Source organism: Patiriisocius sp. 208BN25-11 (assembly GCF_058147145.1).
In genome coordinates, this window is the sequence record NZ_JBYVJY010000003.1 from 306700 (window position 1) to 328713 (window position 22014).

13 protein-coding genes are annotated in these 22014 nt (G+C 35.7%); 9 read left to right on the forward strand and 4 right to left on the reverse strand.

The window, feature by feature from the left end; translation table 11 throughout:
• Positions 1-79 precede the first annotated feature (79 nt).
• The 7 genes from ACY2RS_RS06275 to ACY2RS_RS06305 all read left to right on the forward strand — a co-directional run bounded on the left by ACY2RS_RS06275 (position 80) and on the right by ACY2RS_RS06305 (position 12515).
• Entirely contained in the window at positions 80-4801 is a 4722-nt protein-coding gene (locus ACY2RS_RS06275) for a DUF8693 domain-containing protein (RefSeq protein WP_490097770.1), read from the forward strand.
• Between the two features lie 134 nt (positions 4802-4935).
• On the forward strand, positions 4936-6090 hold the full coding sequence (locus tag ACY2RS_RS06280) for a homogentisate 1,2-dioxygenase (protein WP_490097771.1): 1155 nt from the start codon (positions 4936-4938) through the stop codon (positions 6088-6090).
• A gap of 120 nt (positions 6091-6210) precedes the next feature.
• The gene (locus ACY2RS_RS06285) at positions 6211-6981 is read left to right on the forward strand and encodes a DUF3108 domain-containing protein (protein WP_490097772.1); all 771 of its coding nucleotides are present in this window, start codon (positions 6211-6213) and stop codon (positions 6979-6981) included.
• A gap of 2 nt (positions 6982-6983) precedes the next feature.
• Positions 6984-7922, forward strand: a complete 939-nt coding sequence (locus ACY2RS_RS06290; RefSeq protein WP_490097773.1) for a tryptophan 2,3-dioxygenase family protein — start codon at positions 6984-6986, stop codon at positions 7920-7922.
• Between the two features lie 25 nt (positions 7923-7947).
• Complete coding sequence (locus ACY2RS_RS06295; RefSeq protein ID WP_490097774.1) at positions 7948-9165, forward strand: M23 family metallopeptidase; 1218 nt, start codon at positions 7948-7950, stop codon at positions 9163-9165.
• 172 nt (positions 9166-9337) lie between these two features.
• Positions 9338-11980: a TonB-dependent receptor gene (locus ACY2RS_RS06300; protein ID WP_490097775.1), complete on the forward strand. Its 2643-nt coding sequence runs from the start codon at positions 9338-9340 to the stop codon at positions 11978-11980.
• A gap of 94 nt (positions 11981-12074) precedes the next feature.
• Entirely contained in the window at positions 12075-12515 is a 441-nt protein-coding gene (locus ACY2RS_RS06305) for a hypothetical protein (RefSeq protein ID WP_490097776.1), read from the forward strand.
• 219 nt (positions 12516-12734) lie between these two features.
• Here ACY2RS_RS06305 and ACY2RS_RS06310 read toward each other — a convergent pair whose 3' ends face one another.
• Positions 12735-13787: an endonuclease/exonuclease/phosphatase family protein gene (locus ACY2RS_RS06310; RefSeq protein ID WP_490097777.1), complete on the reverse strand. Its 1053-nt coding sequence runs from the start codon at positions 13785-13787 to the stop codon at positions 12735-12737.
• Between the two features lie 146 nt (positions 13788-13933).
• On the opposite strand from ACY2RS_RS06310, the gene ACY2RS_RS06315 reads away from it, so the two are divergent.
• Both ACY2RS_RS06315 and ACY2RS_RS06320 read left to right on the forward strand, forming a co-directional pair.
• On the forward strand, positions 13934-16741 hold the full coding sequence (locus ACY2RS_RS06315) for a carboxypeptidase-like regulatory domain-containing protein (protein WP_490097778.1): 2808 nt from the start codon (positions 13934-13936) through the stop codon (positions 16739-16741).
• A 27-nt stretch (positions 16742-16768) separates the two neighbouring features.
• Positions 16769-18238, forward strand: coding sequence for a DUF5689 domain-containing protein (locus ACY2RS_RS06320; protein WP_490097779.1), 1470 nt, complete (start codon positions 16769-16771; stop codon positions 18236-18238).
• A 60-nt stretch (positions 18239-18298) separates the two neighbouring features.
• Here ACY2RS_RS06320 and ACY2RS_RS06325 read toward each other — a convergent pair whose 3' ends face one another.
• The 3 genes from ACY2RS_RS06325 to ACY2RS_RS06335 all read right to left on the reverse strand — a co-directional run bounded on the left by ACY2RS_RS06325 (position 18299) and on the right by ACY2RS_RS06335 (position 22002).
• A complete protein-coding gene (locus ACY2RS_RS06325; protein ID WP_490097780.1) occupies positions 18299-19039 on the reverse strand; it encodes a DUF1835 domain-containing protein in 741 nt (246 codons plus the stop codon).
• Between the two features lie 118 nt (positions 19040-19157).
• Positions 19158-21053: an OmpA family protein gene (locus tag ACY2RS_RS06330; protein WP_490097781.1), complete on the reverse strand. Its 1896-nt coding sequence runs from the start codon at positions 21051-21053 to the stop codon at positions 19158-19160.
• A 28-nt stretch (positions 21054-21081) separates the two neighbouring features.
• The gene (locus ACY2RS_RS06335; RefSeq protein WP_490097782.1) at positions 21082-22002 is read right to left on the reverse strand and encodes a PorP/SprF family type IX secretion system membrane protein; all 921 of its coding nucleotides are present in this window, start codon (positions 22000-22002) and stop codon (positions 21082-21084) included.
• Positions 22003-22014 lie beyond the last annotated feature (12 nt).

Consider the following 22014-nt stretch of genomic DNA (forward strand, 5'->3'; position numbering starts at 1 on the left):
AACACCTCCTTTTAGCGATTAAATGTTCTAGATTTAAAAATTTCATTATTTTCGTGGATTCATAATAAACCCCATTATCATGAATTTTAAATCCCTAATTGTCTGCTGGTTACTTTTTTTATTTCAGCTTACTTCTGCGCAAGAATTTAAGACTTTACAGCAAGATAGAACAGTAAATTTTTATGAAGTAGTAAATGAAGCAGAAATCTACTTTCAAACAATAGACATCTCAAAAAAAGGTTCTGGATTCAAACAATTTATGCGTTGGAAAAACGCAAACGAGTATAAATATTACCCATCTGGGAATAGAATAAATGTCGACCCATATTTTCCTGAGAACGCATATAAAACTTTTATTGAAAACAATCCACAGCAAAATAGAATGGCTGGTGAAGTATGGGAAGAAGTAGGTCCAAGTGTTGTTGAAAATATTACGGGACATTACTCTGCAGGACTAGGTAGAATTGAAGATTTTTGGGTAGACCCAACAAATAGTAATCTAATTTATTTAGTGTCTAGAAGTGGAGGTTTTTGGAAATCTACAAATGGTGGAGCAACTTGGATAGGAGGTGCGACAGATTTTTTGATTGCTACAGGAAGTAATACGATCACAGTAAATCCTACAAATAGTCAAGATATTATTATCAATATTCAAAATGCAGATAATCAAACCTCTCATGGACTCTATCGTTCTGCAGATGGAGGCGCTACCTGGCTTCAAACAAATTTTAACCCAACTACTATTGGTAATGGTGGTTTAGGAACCGACTTTAAAATTAATGACGTAGCATTTCATCCAACAAACGCTAGTATTATTCTTATTGCTACGAATGAAGGTTTATATCGCTCTGCAAATGGACTGTCTACTTGGACGCAAAGTTATAATGGTCAAGATACAAGACAAATAGAGTTTCATCCTGCCAATGCTAGTAAGGTATACATGTTTATTAGAGGTGGAGGAAATAGTGATAATGTGTATGTTTCAAGTAATTCTGGGGTTAGTTTTTCTGCTTCAAATACTATTACAGGACAAAACAGTTCAAGTGCAGTATTATCCATTTCTGCAGCTTGTGAAAATTGTGTGTATCTAGGTTCAAGCTCTGGAGTCTTTAAATCTACAAATCAAGGAGTAGATTTTACTAAAATAGCAGACAGCCCAACAACTTATGGTCTTTATGGCGGATTTGCAGTAAATGATGCAGATGATGATCAAATGATTTTTGGAAGCTTAGATACATATAGATCTAGTAATAATGGTGCTGACTTTTCACAATGTACCTGGTGGAGCCTAGGAAGTTCACAACATAATGGTGCTACAAACCAAACTGCTTTCGAAAATACAGAAGTGTATATTCATGCAGATAATAGAAATTCTAAATCTATTGGAGGGACTTTCTATGCGGCAACCGATGGGTTTTTATGTAAAAGTGATGATTTTGGGGTTACCTGGGAAATTTTAAGTCAAGGAATAGGAACTCGTGAAAATTATAAATTAGGTCTTAGTCAGTCTAATTCAGATAGAGTGATATTAGGTTCTCAAGATAACGGAACTACAATTAACACCGAAAATGGATGGGTTGAGTTTTATGGAGCAGATGGTATGGAAGCCGTGATACACCCTCTAAATGATGACTGGATGGTTGGAAGTGTGCAATATGGGAATAGGCAAGCAACAAAAAACGGAGGGCAAAATGTGTTTGGAATTTCACCATCTGGAGAATCAGGAAGTGGAAATGCAGCATGGGAGGCTCCTATGCTAATTGATCCCAACAATCAAATGCGTTTGTATCACTTTAGTCAAGAAGTTTGGGTAAGTGAAAACTTTGGAAACTCTTGGACATTAAAGGGAGACCCATCTTTCTCTGGAACTATCTCCATAGCAGAGACGGCATATAATAATTCTGAAATATTAGTGGTAACAAATTATGATGCTATTGAAAAATCTACAAATGGTGGCGCTACTTTTTCTAATATCAAAAACGGATTACCTTCAGGAAAAATTGAAGACGTTGCTTTTGATCCGAACAATGATGATAGAATCATTGTAGTTTATGCAAGATACCAAGACGACAATGAAAAAGTTTTTATGACCGAGAACGGTGGTGCAAGTTGGTCTAATATTACGAGTAATCTAGGGAATATGCCAGTGCATAGCGCCGTGTTCGATTATGATATAGATAATAGAATTTATTTGGGCACGGAAATAGGGGTGTATACAAAACTTCGTTCAGAAAACACCTGGCAGTTGTATAGTAATAATCTTCCAAATGTTACCGTTGAGGAACTAGAAATTAATAGAGGAGCCAATAGATTATATGCCGCTACATGGGGTCGAGGTATGTGGGAAATTCCCTTAAAAGACAAAGAAGATTTTGCAGCTATTACACTCACTGAAATTTCTGATAAACCAACAACAACAGTCCCATTAGAAGGTTCACTTCAATACGTTACTTCAACTATAGAAAGCAGCGAGGCGTTACAAAATGTTGAGGTTTTATGGTCTATTAATACTGCAGCATTTTCAAACAGTATTAGCATGACAAATACATCGGGTACTACATGGGTCTCAGATACGCCCATACCTGCTCAGGCCATAGGGACTAAAGTATATTTTAAAGTAAAAGCGACTACTACTAGTGGTAATGTTTCTGAAACCTACAAATTTGAATATAGCTATAAAGAATATGGAGTTTGTGAGGCTTATGGAAACACTTACCAAGATACGCCAGAGTACATTAGTTCAACAACAATAGGAACTACAGTTACAAATTCTGGCCAAGACAATTATATTTATTATGATGAAAATCCAATAGAACTTGCCGTTGGCAGTGACTACCCTATTGAAATTCAATTAGGTTTTTATTTTAGTGGTGACCAACCTGTAGCTTATATTGATTTGAACAGAAATGGATCTTTTGAAGCTGAAGAAGAAATAAATATGTCAGCCTATTCACCTACGTTTTTAAGCACTGGAACTTTATCGGTACCTTATGATGCAGTACGAGATGAGGTATTGGTTTTAAGACTAAGAAATAGTTATAATAGTACAGATCCATGTGGCACAACAGATGGAGAAGTAGAAGATTATGCAGTAATACTAAGAGAACCTTGTTTTGACAAACCTACCACCGTATGGAATGGAAGCTGGAGCAATGGAGCTCCAGATAGTTCAAAAAATGTGGTTTTAAATAGCAGTTATGCTATTACAAATAGCACTGGTGTTGAAGCTTGTTCTTGTACTGTTGCAGAAAACCAAACGCTAACCATTAACGGAGGTGGCTATTTAAAAACAATAGGAAATATTACAGTAACTGGTGCTTTAATAGTTGAACACCAGGCAAGTGTTGTTCAAGAAGATCCTTTTGCTGAAACAGTAAACAACGGCGCTATTGAAGTGCTTGTTACAACACCTACTTTAAAACCAAGAGATTTTATATTGTTAGGGTCTCCTATGACAACCGATAGCCCTATTGGGCTTGACAACCCAATTTTTAGAAAATTAGAGCACACAACTTCAGATTTCTTGCCACACCCAGATGTACAAACACTCTATCCGGGAGGCACTAATTTTGTTGATGTGGACAACAATGATTGGTCTCAACAAAGTGGTATTTTTGCTGCAGGAAAAGGATATTATGTAATGCCACAACCTTCATTGCAAGATGGAAATGAGCAATATAATCTGCAATTTTCTAACGGAACTTTGTTTAATGGTACCATTGTGTATGATTTAACGTATAATACTCCTGGTCCTACACCTGTAGAAAACAAAAATGCAAGTCCAAATATTATTGCAAACCCATATCCTTCTGCAATTTCTGCACAAGTTTTTATGGATGCAAATGCTGCAATAGATGAATTGTATTTTTGGGAACATAATACAACACCAGACGTTTCATTCCCAGGAGCGAATTCAAGTAATTATTCTATGGCAGACATTTCTGTTTTTAATAATACGGGTTTCAATCCAGCTAGTACAGGAAGTGGCGCAACGTTTAATGGAGCTATTTCAACAGCACAAGGTTTTGGAATAAAAAGTAATGGAACCTCGAGTAAAGCTATTTTTGAAAACACGATGAGGCTAGCAGACAACAATACAACCCTTCGAGCTTCAAATCAAACAAATAAACTATTACTTCAAATAGAAAGTGATTCTTATACGCTAGGTTCAACCACACTTATTGGATTTACAGAAGGTGCCACACCAAGCTTAGATCATGGGTATGATAGTAGACGCGTAGGGGCTCCTGTTTCTATATATTCGCATATAAATAATGGTACTGAGGCTCTAGGAATTCAGGGACGAGAAGTTTTTTCTCAAGATATGGAAATTGGATTAGGATTTTCATCCTTAGTTCAAGAAAACACGACCTACACCATTTCAATAGCGAATATAGAAGGTGAATCACTTTCGGCTTCACCTATTTATATAATAGACAGGCTAACAGGTATTAGCACGAATCTATCTGCCGAAAAATATAATTTTACAAGTATCGAGGGCACCTATAACAATCGATTTGTACTCTATTTTGAGGATTCAGAAGTGCTAGGGAATGAGACTGTTGTTTTTTCTGAAATTTCAGTATATCCAAACCCGGCAATAGATACCCTAACAATACTATCTCCAATTGAACCTATAGAAGAAGTTAGGATTACAGATAGTAACGGAAGAATTATTATTTCAGAAGTAAACAAGGGGAATTCTCATAACATTTCCATTTCTAATTTAAAAACTGCGATGTATTTTATAACTATTATCACTAAAACTGGCGTGATAACAAAACAGTTTGTAAAACAATAAGTTTTTTCAAAAATCATTAAAAAAGCCCTCGAATGAGGGCTTTTTGTTTCTACTACTAGGAATAAGGATTTACCATATTCTTAATACGTAACCTCTATTATTTTTACGATATTTGTTGCAACAAATTTGTAGTTATGCCACGTTATCACACTCTAGGTAAAATACCTCATAAAAGACACACACAATTTCGCAAACCAGATGGTTCTTTATACCACGAGCAGCTATTTGGCACCATAGGTTTTGATGGGATGTATTGCAATAGCTATCATGAGCATAGGCCCACGATGGTGAAAGCGATAAAAAAGCAATATAGTGTTGCTCCTAAGATTGCAAAAGATAATAACTTACAATCCTATCGTTTTAGAGGTTTTCAAGTAGCACCTCAAAATGATTATCTAGAGAGTCGTAAAGCGGTACTTACCAATAGTGATTGTACTATTATTTTAGCAGCTCCCAAACATTCTATAAAAGACTATTTCTATAAAAATACCGATGCCGACGAGCTTCTTTTTGTACACAAAGGATCTGGTAAATTGCGTACGCATTTAGGGAATTTAGATTTTAAATATGGAGATTACTTACTTATCCCAAGAGGTATTATTTATCAAATTGATTTCGATACCGAAGACAATAGATTGTTTATTGTAGAGTCTCGCAGACCGATATACACACCAAAGAGATATCGCAATTGGTTTGGACAACATTTAGAGCATTCACCATTTTGTGAACGTGATATTAGAGTACCCTACGAACTTGAAACCAACGACGAAGAAGGGGAATTTTTAATGAAAATAAAACGCAAAGATGAAATTATAGAAATGGTTTACGCTTCGCATCCTTTTGATGTGGTTGGGTATGATGGTTACAACTATCCATATGCCTTTTCTATTCATGATTTTGAACCTATAACCGGTCGTATTCACCAGCCGCCACCAGTACATCAAACCTTTGAGACCGATGCTTTTGTGGTCTGTTCTTTTTGCCCACGTTTGTACGATTACCATCCAGAAAGCATTCCAGCGCCTTACAACCATAGCAATATTGATAGTGATGAGGTGTTATATTATGTAGACGGAGATTTTATGAGCCGTAATGACATTGATGCAGGGCATATTTCATTACATCCTGCAGGTATTCCTCATGGTCCACATCCGGGTGCTGTAGAGCGAAGTATTGGTCAAAAAGGCAGTGATGAGTTGGCTGTTATGGTAGATACCTTTAAGCCTTTAATGGTCACAGAAGAAGCCATGAAAATTGCCGATGAAGATTATTTCAAAAGTTGGCTGTAGTACTTCGGAAATATTAGAAAACAAGTAAGTGTTAAAGCCATTGAATTATATTTAATATTTCCGAAGTAAAAAATGGAACAACTATTGTAATTAGGGAACTAAACCCCTAATATACTACCTATGAAAAAGAGTGTTATTTTAGTACTGTTATGTGTTACAACACTTGCAACCGCCCAAGAAAAAGCCTATGGTGATGGCGAGTGGTTTAAGTTTAGAATACACTATGGCCTTATCACAGCAGGCTATGCTACCTTAAAAGTAGACAATGCCTTAGTACAAGGAAAAGAGGTGTACCATGTGCAGGGCGAAGGACACACCACAGGAATTACCAAAGTGCTTTTTAATGTAGAAGATTATTACCAATCGTATATCGATAGAGAGCTAGATATCCCATATCGTTTTATTCGAAAAATAGATGAAGGTGGCTACACTAAAGACATCGAAATTGACTTTAATCACGATACAAGAACAGCTACAGTTACTAATAATAAGCACAATACAGTAGACGAAGTCTCTCTAGAAGAAAATGTACAAGATATGGTGTCTTCTTTTTATTATTTGCGTAATAAATTAGACACAGAAAACATAAAAGAAGGAGATGTTGTAGATATGAATATGTTTTTTGATCGTGGAAATTATAAATTCAGGCTTAAATTTTTGGGTAGAGAAACCTTAAAAACTACCTTTGGCAAAGTACCAACTATGATATTTAGACCTTATGTAGAATCGGGTCGTGTTTTTGAGGAAGAAGAAAGTTTAACCGTCTGGGTTACAGATGATGGCAATAAGATGCCCATTCTTATCAAAGCAGATTTAATGGTAGGTTCTCTAAAAGCAACATTAACTGAGTATAAAGGGCTTAAACATCAATTTAAGATTATTCCAGACTAAGTATGGAGATAAAGGCAACCACCAAAGCATTACTACAAAAACTAGAAACAAAATTTGGCGCAATCGACCAAGATCTAGACACCCATTTAGAAGGGTTGTTGCATAGCGAACCCATAACCTACTGGGATTACATCCAGACCGATGCCTTACTAGGGCTTCAAATACAGCGTACCAATGTACCCGATGAGATGGTGTTTATTATGTACCATCAAGTAAATGAACTCCTGTTTAAAATGATTCTTTGGGAAATTGAACAGGTTTCAAAAAATGAAATACTTACTGCTGCTTTCTTTTCTGAAAAATTAATGCGTGTAAGCCGTTATTTTGACATGCTTACTTCGTCTTTCAATATCATGAGAGAAGGAATGGAACGCGAGCAATATATGAAGTTTAGAACCACCTTGACACCTGCAAGTGGTTTTCAAAGTGCGCAGTATAGAAAAATCGAGTTTGCCTCAACAGATTTAATTAATTTAATTGATGCTCGTTTTAGAGACACTATCGATAGAAATACACCTTATGAGCACGCTTTAGATCATTTGTATTGGCAAGCTGCTGGGAAAGATTTTAAAACCGGAAAGAAGTCCTATTTATTATCAGCTTTTGAAGAACGATACCGCGCAGAATTTGTAGATTTTACACAAGAATACAACACGACAAACTTATATGCAAAATTTAAGGAGCTTCCGCAAAATATAAAAGAAGATCCTGCGTTACAAAAGGCAATGCGTCACTACGACTACACAGTAAACATTACCTGGGTGATGGCGCATTACAATGCTGCAAAATATTATATTGGTGGATCCAGTGAACACGAAGGAGTGGAGGCAACTGGTGGAAGTGATTGGACAAAATATATGCATCCCAAGTACCAACGCCGTGTGTTTTTTCCAGAACTGTGGACCAAGCAAGAATTAGCAGATTGGGGAAAGAATATTTAACAAAGAGAAAGCAACAAACCTACCATTGAAAAAAGTAACCTATTATCTAATACTCCTATTAGTTTGTATTGCCTGTAATGAAGATGTTGCAGAAGAAGTTTTACCTCTAGAAGTTGAAGAGGTTCAAGAACAAAAAGCCTATGGCTATAATTTAAACGATTTTAATGTGGTTCGCGACACCATTCGAAGCGGAGATACCTTTGGTGGTATTTTAAATGAATATGGTGTGAGCAATGAAAAAATATTTGCTGTGGCCACTAAGTTTAAAGATAGTTTTGATGTGCGCCGAATGGTCGTTGGAAAACCGTTTGTATTGTTGAATTCTAAAGACAGTATTCCCAATACACAAGTATTTATTTATGAGAAAAATAAAGTAGACTACGCTGTAGTAGATTTTAGAGACTCGTTAGCGGTATACAGCCAAAGCAAACCAGTTACTTATGTAGACAAAGAAGCATCGGGTATTATACAAAGCTCTTTATACCTTACCATGGAGGAGAATAATTTGAGTCCGGCCATGACAGATAGATTAGCTAATATTTACGCTTGGACGGTTAATTTTTTTAAAATTCAAAAAGGAGATCGATTTAAGGTAGTCTATACAGAGAAATTTATTGAGGATACTATTTCTGCAGGAATTCATAAAATTAAAGCCTCTTATTTTGAACACAAAGGGGTGCCACTCTATGCTTTTGGATATGAAAATGATAGCCTACCTGCGCTAGACTTTTATGATGAAAAGGCAAAAAATTTACGTCGTGCCTTTTTAAAAGCCCCGGTAAAATTTAGTCGTATTTCTTCGAAATACAATTTGAAGAGAAGAATAAAATATTATGGCTATAAAATAAGACCTCACAAGGGTACCGATTTTGCTGCAAGTATTGGTTCTCCTATTTTGGCTACTGCAGATGGTACCGTAACCAAAGCAGAACGAAGAGGCGGAAATGGTATTTACGTAAAAATAAAACACAATAGTACCTATGAAACACAATACTTACATATGAAAAAATACAATGTTCGTGTGGGAGATTTTGTGCGTCAAGGGGATGTAATTGGATGGGTGGGGATGACTGGAAATACTGGGGGTCCACACGTTTGTTATCGCTTTTGGAAAAATGGAAGGCAAGTAGACCCTTTTCAGGAAGATTTGCCTGCTTCCAAACCACTTCCAACACAATTTCATGAGGATTATTTTAAGCATATTGGTTCCTTAAAAGAACAAATAGACTGCATTTCATACTAAGATAACCTGTTGATAACCTTGTTATTAATTCCTTTTAATCCTACATTCTCAATAGGATAATTCGTGTATTTTTAAATAAAATAAATCTTATCATTTTCTTAACATTAGTTGTAGGAGGGTGAGACAATAAGGTGTACTTTTGCAAAAATTTTCATTCATTAAAAACAAACACATGAAAAAACTTTTACTTTTATTAGTATTACTAGGTGGATTTTCTGCCTTTGGACAAGGTACGGTTTCAGGTACTGTGATGGATACGGAGCTTGGCGGCCCACTTCCAGGTGCTAACGTTATTGAAACTGGTACAACTAACGGAGTCATTACTGACTTTGATGGTAAATTTAGTATCACTGTAGCTGATAACAGAGGAACTCTTGAGATTAGTTATGTAGGATACGAAACAAAAACAGTTTCTTACAACCTTTCTGGTGGAACTCAGGATTTAGGAAATGTTTCAGTAAGCCAATCTGCAGCTTCATTAGATGAGGTAATTATTGTAGGTTCTGGTGTAATTCAAGTTGCTGAGGGAAGAAAAACTCCTATTGCAGTATCTACTATTAGAGCTGAAGAAATCACTACTAAATCTGCTGGTAATGTTGAATTTACAGAGGTAATGAAAAACACACCTTCTGTATACGTTGCAAACCAATCAGGTGGTTTTGGAGATAGTGAAGTATTCTTACGTGGTTTTGACGATACAAATACTGCTTTCTTATTAAACGGACAGCCAATTAACAGTCAGGAAGATGGACGTATGTTCTGGTCTAACTGGTCTGGTATGAGTGATGTTGCAAACGCAGTACAAATACAAAGAGGGTTAGGAGCATCTAAACTTGCAATCTCTTCTGTAGGTGGTACTGTAAACATCGTATCAAAAACTACTGAGAAAAAAGAAGGTGGTTTTGTACGTTTCTTAGGTGGTAACGATAGTTACTTTAAAGGAACCATTAACTACAACACTGGTATGAGTGAAAGTGGTTGGGGATTCTCTGTTTTATTAGACCACTGGCAAGGATACAGAAAATGGGCTGAAGGTACTCAAGGTGCTGGACAAACGTACATGTTCTCTGTTGGTTATAAAGCAAGTGATAGAAGTGTATTTAACTTCTTAATTACAGGTGCACCTCAATTTCATGACCAAAACTTTGGTCAGAATAGAGATGTTTATTCAGCTTTTGGAGACAAATACAACCCAAATTCTGGTTTCTTAGATGGTGAGCGTTTTACAGAAAGACGTAACTACTACCACAAGCCAGTTGCTAACTTAAACTGGGATTATGAAATAAGTGACAAAACAGATTTATCTACAGTATTATATGCTTCTTGGGGCCGCGGTGGTGGTACAGGAGCACTTGGTAGAGGTAGAGTTCGTTTTAATAACTACGATGGACCTCTAGAAAATGTTAGAGAAGAAATTGATTTTGAAACAATCCGTGATAATAACATCGCTACTGCAGATGCAAATGGTAATGGTAATTTTGACGATTCTTATGTAAGAAGATCATCTGTAAACAATCATAACTGGTATGGATTACTTTCTAACTTAAACTACGAAGCTTCTGAAAACTGGAACCTAAGTATTGGTGTAGATGGTAGATTATACAAAGGAGATCACTTTAGACAAATAAATAACTTATTAGGTCTAAATGGATATACTGATAACTTTAGAAATGATAGACCAGACGATTATGTAATTTCTAATACATACGAAGCAGATCCATGGGCAGCATTATTTAACTTTGCAGACGAAGGAGATAGAACTCAATTTGACTACAGTGAAAACATTAACTACATTGGTGGTTTTGGACAAGCTGAATTTGCTACAGATCACTTCTCTGCATTTTTCCAAGGAGCTGTTTCTTCTCAATCATTCCAAAGAACAGGACGTTTCTCTGGTGTTGAAAGAAATGGTGTTGACGGTTTAGGAGAATCTGAAAAGATTAGTAAATTAGGATACAATGTAAAAGGTGGATTAGGATACTCTCCAACAGGTGCAAGTACTTTCTTTGCAAACGCAGGATTTTACTCTAAGCAACCTTTCTTAGATAATATCTTTGTAGACATTAGAAACTCTAACGCTATTGTTGATCCAGAAATCGATAATGAAGAGATCTTAAGTTTTGAAGCAGGATACCGTTACAAGTCTGGTAACTTACGTGTAAGTTTAGACGTTTATAGAACAGAGTGGGGTAACCGTTTCGTTTCAACAGGAGGACAAACTACAAACGATGCTGGTGAAGATGTATTCTTTACAGACCGTTTTACAGATGTAACTCAAATCCACCAAGGAGTTGAATTAGACTTCGAATATCGTTTAGACTCTGATGCACTTAGATTACGTGGATATACTTCTCTTGGAAACTGGAAGTTTGATGGTGAAACACCTTTCACACGTCAAGATAATGAAACACTTGAGTTTATTGAATTAGAAGATAACACATTAGACTTATCTGGTGTAAAAGTTGGTAGATCTGCACAAACATCATTTGGTGCTGGTGCTGTATGGAATATCTGTCAAGGCTTAAGCTTTGATGTAGATTATAATGTTTACACAGATATCTATGCTGCTATCGATGCAGATGATGTTGTTGAAGCTGCTCAAGTTGGTGAAAGAGCTGAATCTGAAAGATTACGTGCTTTCGATTTATTTGACGCTGGATTAACTTACAGATTCAAATTTGGAGGTAACAAGCTTACTTTTAGAGGAAACGTTTACAATGCTCTTGATAATAGATATATCTCTAGACAAAATAACTTTGGAGTAAATGTTGGAAATGGAAGAACATACAACGCAAGTGTACGTTACAACTTCTAATCTTACTTAGAATATAGTTTAAAGAGCCATCGCAATCGCGGTGGCTCTTTTGTTTTTAGTACCTTTATACCATTAAACAACTAAATTTTTATTTATGTATCAAGCCATTCAACACTTACATTCTTATTGGGCATATCTTGTAGTACTTGCTGTCACCTTAGCTACTTTAAATGGGCTCATAAGCTTCTTTAGAAAAAAAGAATATAGCTACAAAGACTTTAGGCTTTCTTTATTTGCTTTAATAGTAACCCACCTTCAATTTTTAATAGGGCTCATACTATTTTTTGTCTCTCCATTAGGATTGCAATCTATTTCTAATAATGGAATGGGAGCGGTAATGAAAGATAGTACCTTACGATTATACGCTATCGAACATCCTTCAATGATGTTGCTTGCGGCTGTTTTTATAACGATTGGTTATTCTAAACACAAAAAGAAACTCACTTCGCATCCAAAATTTAAAATGCTTGCTATCTTTTATACCATAGCATGGCTTTTCTTGCTTAGCAGAATTCCTTGGGCTAGCTGGTTGTAGAAAATCCAATACACTAAAAAGCCACTACAATTTTATGTAGTGGCTTTTTTTGTTGGTAGTTCTTTAATGACTTAGTAATTCTGCTTCGACAAGCTCAGCATGACAAAATATAGAAGTATTGTCACCCAGTCCCGAAGCTTCGGGAGTCGAAAGGTGGAAGATGACCTATGTTTCTTACTTCGGAAATGTTAGTGGTCTTCTAATATTTCCGAAGCACTTCTATCCTTGCTCTTTAATGAGGTACACAAATACCGGAAAGTGGTCACTATACCCTCCTGTAAAAGCACCATTTCCAAAGCTTCTGTAAGGGTATCCTTTATAACGTCCTTTAGGATTTGCTAAATACGATTTATTAAAGATACCAGCTTTGTAAAAACGATAACTACTGTAGTCTTTTTTCGTAAATTCTGAAGAGATAATCATTTGGTCAAATAAGTTCCACCCATCTCTCCATGCCAGTGTTCCTTGGCCATCTTTAAACATTTTATACATAGGATTGTATAGTTGTTTGGTGCCTAGATTGTCTTTTTTCTTTTTGGGTTGTAAAACGTCTTTAACGCTAGGGCTGGTAGGATCGTCATTGAGATCCCCCATGGTAATAATTTTAGCATAAGGATCTTCTACAAAAAGAGAGTCTATAATATGCTTGTTTAGTTTTGCAGCGCTAATTCTTTTTTGACGACTTCTTGCCTCTCCACCACTTCTTGATGGCCAGTGGTTTACAATAAAGTGCATTTTCTCACCATCTAACATTCCGCTTACCACTAATTGGTCACGTGTAAAAATACGTTTTGTGGGATCTTCACTTCTATATATTACAAGTTCATGAGCTTTATAGTTTGTTGGTGTAAACAATCTTTTTTGGTATAGTAATGCTACATCAATACCTCTTCTGTCTGGTGAATCGAATTGAATGATACCATAATCTTTTTGTAATAGCGCTTCTTGGTTTACAAGATCTTCTAGAACTTTTCTGTTTTCTGTTTCACACAAACCAATAACTGCTGGTGCATTTCCTGTAACATCTGCCCCAATTTCACTTATTACTTTAGCCATATTTTTTAGTTTGGCTTGGTAAATCTCTTCTGTCCAATGATCTTTCCCGTCTGGAGTTCTGTCATCATCGAAAGTGATAGGGTCATTTTCAGTATCAAACAGATTTTCAACATTATAGAATGCAATGGTGTTTACTTTGTACTGTTTTTTTTCTTGTCCGAAGCTACTAATAGTTGCTAAAAGTAGCGTGATTACTAGGTATTTTGAGTAGTGCATTAAAAGGATGTATTAAGTTTTTGTAAAGTATTTTACAAATGCCGCGCCAAAAGTAATTAATTCCCTTTAAAAATGTACTTTTGCGCAAAATTTATAACAATTTAATAACGAGATATAAAACATCTCAAAACACTTAAAATTTCAGAATGAAAAAATTCATCTTAACTTTTTTTACGGTGTTGTTTTTGGCAGGGTTTAGTACCGCGCAAAATGCAATTGTAAAAGGACGCGTAGTGGATAGCAACTCTAGTGATGTTATTAAAGATGTAGCTATTAGCATTCAAGCTAGCACATTTAATACATTTACTGATGCTGGAGGACTTTTCTTGATTGAGAGTAATGACTTACCGCAGGGGGAGCAAGTACTTTTAGTTTCGAAGGATGGTTACACATCGCAAAGAATTCAAATTACCATTCAAAATGGTGAAATATTAAACCTAGATCCTATTTTGTTGGAAATAGATCTTAGCCAAATAGAGGCTCAAATTGGGATCATTAGTCTTACAGATAATGAACTTGATGAAGACGATGGTTCTTCTTTTAACACCTCTGGGTTATTGCAAGCGTCAAGAGATGCATTTTTAAATGCAGCAGCATTTGATTTTAGTGCTACGTTCTTTAGACCAAGAGGACTTGACAATGCCAACGGTAAAGTACTTATCAATGGTTTAGAAATGAACAAGCAAATTACAGGGCGTCCACAATGGGGAAACTGGGGTGGCTTAAATGATGTACAACGAAACCGTGAGTTTTCTATGGGTTTAAAGGCTAGTGATTACACATTTGGTGATGTTGCTGGAACCACTAACATTATCATGAGAGCTTCACAATACCGTCAAGGAGGTCGTGTTTCTTTTGCATCTTCAAATAGAAGCTACCGTGGTAGAATTATGGGAACTTACAACAGTGGGCTACAGCAAAATGGATGGGCATATGCTGTGTCTGTAGCGCGTAGGTTTGGTGAAGAAGGATATCAAGATGGTACTTTGTATGATGCAAATTCATTTTTTGCTTCTATAGAGAAGAAAATTAACGAGGCACATAGCCTTAACTTTACTGCTTTTTATACCCCTAACAGAAGAGGACGTTCTACAGCAATTACCCAAGAGCAAAGAGATTTGAAAGGGATTCGTTACAACCCTAACTGGGGTAACCAAGACGGAGAAATTAGAAACAGCCGTATAAGAAATATCGAAGAACCTATTTTCATGTTAAATCACTATTGGAATATTAGTGAAAAAACAACATTAAACACGAATATTGGATACCAATTTGGAACTATTAGAAACAGTCGTATCGATAATAATGGAAATCGTAATCCTGCAGGGAATTACTACCAGAGACTCCCTTCTTATATTCTAAGAGATCCTAATCCTACTCCTTATCAGTTTCAACAAGCATATTTAGCAAGAGAGCAGTTTGTAAACGATGGTCAAATTCCTTGGAATTCTTTATATGATGCTAATATTGATGCAGATGGAAATGCACTAAGGGCTTCGTATATTCTTCAAGATGATGTAACGAGAGACAATCAGTTACAGTTTAATTCTATTTTGTTCTCTGAGTTAACAAGTAATATCACTTTAAATGCCGCTTTAAATTACAGAAGCCTTAAGAGTGAAAACTATGCACAGGTAAGAGATTTGTTAGGAAGTAATGGTTTTTTAGATATTGATAATTTCTCAATATCTGAATCTGGAGATGGTTCTGGAATTCAACAAACAAACACTGAACAAAGTGATGTTAATAATCCGAACAGAGTAGTACAAGAAGGAGATCGCTATAAGTACAATTTTGAAATGGACGCGAGTGTGTTTTCAGGATTTGCGCAGGCGCAATTTAAATACAGTTTAGTAGATTTTTATGTAGCTGCTAATATTGGTACAACAAAATACCAACGAAATGGGTTGTATGAAAATGGAAACTTCCAAGGAGGAAATAGATCTTTTGGAGAAAGTGAAGCTTTAAACTTTAGTACTGTTGGAATTAAAGGTGGTGCTGTGTACAAAATAACAGGACGTCATTTATTAGATTTTAATGCAGGTTATTTAACCAAAGCACCAAGCATTAGAAACTCATTTAGCAATTCTCGTCAAAACAATGACGTAGTTGAAGGATTAGAAGAAGAAAAAATTCAAAACTTAGATTTGAGTTATATCTATCGTTCTCCTATTGTAAAAGCAAGACTTACCGGTTTTTACAATGCAATGCAAGACCAAACAGATATTAACTTCTTCTTTACGGAGTCTGTAAGAAATGCCGATGGTAGTGGAACTTTTGTACAAGAAGTACTTACAGGTATTAATTCTAGAAGAGCAGGTGCAGAATTGGGTATTGAAGCACAGGTAACACCAACTATTAAATTGAAAGGTGCTGCCTCTATGGCACAGTACGTTTTTACAAATAATCCAAATCAATATTTCACAAGCGATGATTTTGAAGGATCCAGAAGATTAGGAGATGGAACGACTAAATTAGAAAACCTACATATTGCTGGAGGACCAGAAAATGCCTTTCAATTAGGTTTCGAATATAGAGATCCTAACTTTTGGTGGTTTGGTGTAACAGCTAACTATTTTTCGAATGCCTATATTGATGTGAGTACATTACGAAGGAATGATAATTTTGCTACTGATGTAGATGGATTAGCATTTAACGACTATGATGAAAATATAGCAAAAAACTTATTACAACAAGAGCAGTTTGATAGCTATAGCCTTGTAAATGTTGTCGGTGGTAAATCATGGAGAATAGACGATTATTTTGTTGGGTTCTTCGCTACCATTAATAATGTTTTTGACCAACGATACAGAACTGGTGGTTTTGAAGATTCTAGAGTAGGAGATTACCGTGGCTTATTAGAAGAATCTAATAGAGATACACCTGTATTCGGGAATCGTTATTTCTTCGGAAATGGAACTACATATTACTTAAACCTTTACGTTAGATTTTAATACAACACTATTTAAATACAATACAAAATGAAAAATTTCAATTTATACAAATTAATCATGCTGTTCGTTGCAACAGCTGTCATCGTATCTTGTGTGCAAGATGATGATTTTGACATACCAAATACTACTGTAGTAGCACCAAACCTTGAAGGACAAGTGTTAACTATCACGGGTATTAACAGTGCTTTTGAACAATTAGTAGCTGAAGCTGCTGATGATTTAGGAGTAGAGCCTGGAGATTTTAATTATGAAGACGTTCTTGCAGAGCTTAGACAAACAGAAAAATTAACCTTTGACACAGAACAAATTAGTTATGTAGAGGGTTATGTAATCTCTAGCGACCAGTCAGGAAATTTCTTTGAAGAAATGATTTTACAAAATGCACCGGTGAATCCTATTAGTGGTGTAAAAGTCTTAATTGATGTAAATCCATTATTTATTACCTATGAAATAGGAAGAAAAGTTTTTGTACGTCTTGACGGATTAACTGCAGGATATGATAGTGGTGTATTTACTTTAGGGATTTTAGATTTAAATGACCTTGAAAAAATTGGGGAACCTCAAATGCCAGAATATATCATTAGAGATGCTGTGGTAGAAACTATTGTTGCAAAACCAATATTGTTTTCTGAATTTTCAGATGCAAACACAAATTTATTTGTTGAATTAGCAGACGCACAATTTAATCGTAACGATGTGTTAGGAGATGATCCTAAAACCTATGCTGGTGAACCAGAAGATCAATTTGACGGAGAACGTTTGTTGGAGAGCTGTGAAGAGGGTAGTAGTGTTATTTTTGCTACGAGTACGTTTGCAGATTTTAAGTCAGTCTTACTTCCTTCTGGAAGAGGTTCTATGAAAGGAATCTTAACCAAGAACTTTTTTGGAGATGCTTTTAATATGGTGGTAAATGACCCTTCAGATATTTCTTTTACCAATGAAGATCGTTGTGATCCAGATACATTTAACTGTACAGGACCTAGTGGTGGTGGAGCAGTATTTTATAGTGAAGACTTCGAAGGCTTTAACTCTATTGAAGAATATGTAGCCGCTGGATGGACCAATGTAAGTGCTAGTGGCGGAAGCGAAGTTTGGGAAATTGGAAATTTCAGTAATAATAATTATGCGCAAGTTTCTGGATTTAGTTCAGGAGAAGATATAATGGATATTTGGTTAGTATCACCTCCAATCGATATGGATGCTACTACCGAAGAAGAATTGAATTTTAACATCCAAGCAGCTTTTGACAATGGTACTATTTTAAGTGTACTTGTTTCAAATGATTTTACTGGAGATGTAACAACAGCAAGCTGGAATCTTGTAGACGCAATGATACCTCAAGGACCAGAGAGTGGTTTTGGAGACTTCATGCCAGCTGGACCTATCAATGTATCTTGTATCGATGGTATGATGAGCATAGCGTTTAGATACCAGGGAGCAGATCCTACTGCTACAACAAGATATCATGTAGATAATATTGAGATTACTGGAAACTAGTATTTGTTTCTATTAAAACAAAAACTCCTCTGAACATTCAGAGGAGTTTTTTGTTTATAGTTAGGTTTCCATAGTAGCTAGTATTCTTTTTAATTGTGTATCGCCATAGCCATAAATGGGCATTCGTTCGCAAAATTCTTTAAAGATGACAGCAAACTCTTGCGTGTTTAGTTCCTGTTGTATGTTTTTTAAACAAGCAACCACCACGCCCTCACTTTCTTTTGTTGGAAGACTATCTATATAGGCTTTCATGGCATCGTTCACAAATGGAAATGTTGTTTTTAGTCCTTCGGAAATTTTAGATAATGAAGCAATGTCTTTGGTTTGGTATGCTTTCCAAAGTGCTATGAACTCGTTTGTGTTTGTTAGCAAAGTTTTTGCCTTTAATATTTCAGCTAATTCTACATCTGTAAGACCTCCAAAACCATATTTAGTATGTTTCTTAGGTCTTACTAAATAGAGCTCATTTGGGAGCTTAAAATGGTCTTTTATGAGATATAGGGTGAAGTACATATTTATTTGACAAAAAACATCATCTTCAAACCAAAGATGCACCTCAGCGTTTTTTGAAATTTCTTGTATCTTATTAAATTCTCCTACTACTATGTTTTTGTAATCTTCAATGCTACTACCATACACATCTTGGATAAATTGAGCTCGTGTGTCAAAGAATTGATTGAGAGTGCTTCCGTTTACCGGGCCTTCAATAAGGCATTCTCTTGCCACCATTATATGTGAAGGTTGTGCAAGGCTAAATCGTTCTTTTAAGGCATCTCCATTGAGAATATGATAGTGTTCCATGATATACTATTTCAGAAATGATCCAAATTAAAATTAAAAAACCCTCAAAACACATGATATGTGGTATTGAGGGTTTGCTTAACTTTTGGTTGGTTAAGCTAATATAACGTATGTTCGTTTACTTTTTTACAATCGTAAACTCAGATCTTCTGTTTAATTGATGTTCCTCTTCACTACAGTTATCACCACATGCTACTCTTGGTTGTGTCTCACCATACCCTTTACCACTAATTCTAGAGCTGTTGATTCCTTTAGAAATTATGTATTGAACAGTAGATTGAGCACGACGTTCAGAAAGATTCAAGTTATAAGAATCTGTTGCTCTACTATCTGTATGAGATCCAACAGCAATAATCATTTCTGGGTATTTATTCATGATAGCAACTACCTTATCTAATTCAAACGCAGCTTGAGGCTTGATGTTTGATTTATCGAGGTCGAATAATATAGGGTTTAAGATAATTTTATCTTCAACAATAATTTCTTCGATAGGTTTTAATGAAATAGTTCCTGAAACTTTCTCGTCATTAGCTGCAGCTATTTTAGTAGCGTTACTTTCAAAATCTGCTACAACAGCTTGAACTTCATGTTCTGTATCACATTCAGCTTTGTAAGATACTTCTCCGTTTGCATCTGAAGTTTTTGTGCTTAATTTGTTACCCATTGCATCGTATAAATCAACACGAGCTCCTGGGATGGCAGCTTTAGTGTATTCATTTATCACTTGAATTGCAATTGTAACTTCACAAGGGATTTCGATTGCTTTTACCATATAGATATCGTCACTTCCTTTTCCACCACTTCTGTTAGAAGAAACATACCCTTCTTGTGTTGTTGGGTTGTATTTGTAAGCAAAGTCATCTGCAGGACTGTTTACACCATTTCCTAAATTGTTTACGGCACCAAAGCTACTTCCTTGTGCTTCTGCATAAAATACGTCAAGACCACCAATACCTAGGTGACCATCACTAGAAAAATAAAGGGTACCATTACTGTCTACATAAGGGAATAATTCTTTTCCTTCTGTATTGATGTTATCTCCTAATCGTTTTGGAGTTCCTAAGCTTCCGTCTGCTTTAACTTCAGCCATGTAGATGTCTGACCCACCTTTTCCACCAGGCATATCGCTAACAAAGTAAAGTGTTTTACCATCTGGGCTAAGCGCAGGGTGACCCGTTGAATACTCATCATTATTGAAGGGTGCAGATACAATTCCAGACCATCCTTTTCCAGCTATTTTTTCTGCATAGTATAAGTTAATTTGGTTTACACCGTCACTACTTTTGTCGTAATCACCTTCAAAGTAATCGTTACGATCAAAATACATGCGTTTTCCGTCTGCACTGATTACTGCATTAGATTCGTGGTATTTGGTATTTACATCTCCGTCAAGTAGTTCGGCGTTTTTCATAGTACCACCAACATTTGAAGCTTTATAGATATCTAAATAAGGTTCTTCATTCCATTGGTATGTTTTACGTGATGTATTTCTACCAGAAGCAAAATAAAAGTCTTTACCATATGCTGTACCACCAAAATCAGCATATTCACTGTTAATTTCTTCCATGTTTGTAGCCGTATAGCGTGCCATGTCGTCCATAATTTTAGGAACATAGTTTGGATTCTTCATAAAATCCTTTGCACGTGTATCGTTTGGTTTCATTTCAGCAAATTTTTTCATCCATGTATTATGGTCGCTAAATTTTCCATTTGCTTTTAAAGATTGCGCATAATTGTAGATAGCTTCAGGATTTGCTTTTTTAGACTTAGCTACTCTTTTGTAATACGTTTCAGCCTTTTTTGTATCGTTAATGAAATAGTAGCAATTCGCTAATCTTTCAAATACATACAAATCTCCCTTACCTTTTTTAATTACTTTTTGGTAGGCAGCAGCAGCATCTGTATATGCCAATCTATCGTATAGTTTATCTGCTTTTTTTGTTTTACTATTTTGAGCTGTTAGCATTGTAGTACTAAAAGCAATGCATAGAAGTATGGTGTATATGTTTTTCATTTTTAATGAAATTAAATGTTGTTGTTAATTAGAAATATCTAGGTGAACGTAACGTACGTTTTGTTGGGAATAGATCAAATGTAAGGATGATCTCGTGCGATGAAGGTGCTACCACATTTATGTCAGAGGTAACAGCATCATATGCATATCCAATACGTAATTCAGGAAGGACTTGAAAACCAACAAGACCACTAAATGAATCATCTAATCTATACGAAACACCTAATTCAAATTTCTCGAAAAATAAGGCATTTAAATTTCCATCAAATGATAGTGGTGCTCCAAAAGCAGATTTCACTAAAACAGATGGTTTTAATTTTACGTCTTCAGCAACTTGGAAAACATATCCTGCTGTTCCAAAAAAGTGATTTACTTCAGAACCAATTTGTCTACCATTTGCATCTAAATGTACAGAGTTTAACATGTTAGGAACAGAAAAACCTAGATAGTAATTGTCTCCATATAAAAAAGCTCCAGCTCCAATATTTGGATATACACTGCTAATGTCCTGATTGAAAAATGGGTCATTTTCATCTTGTAGTTCAAGATCCACAAGACCTACATCATGAAACGTTGCTCCTGCTTTTAAACCTAATGCTAATTTAGTGCTTCCACCCAATTGTAATGTGTATGAAAAGTCTGCAAATAAGTTGGTTTCTTTCACTGGACCTAACTCATCTCTTACAGCAGATAATCCTAAACCTACTTTATCACTTAACGAGCCGTGCCCAGAAAATGTAAAGGTGGTAGGAGCTCCATCTAAAGCAGCCCATTGTGTTCTGTATAATGCAGTAAAAGAAATGCTTTCTTTAGAACCCGCATAGGCAGGGTTTACAACATTCATGTTATACATGTATTGTGTGTACTGCGGGTCTTGTTGCGCATTGGCATCTTTAGAACACAGCACGATACACAAGAGTACTAAAATTAGCGATAGTCGTTTTTTCATTATATTGGTTTT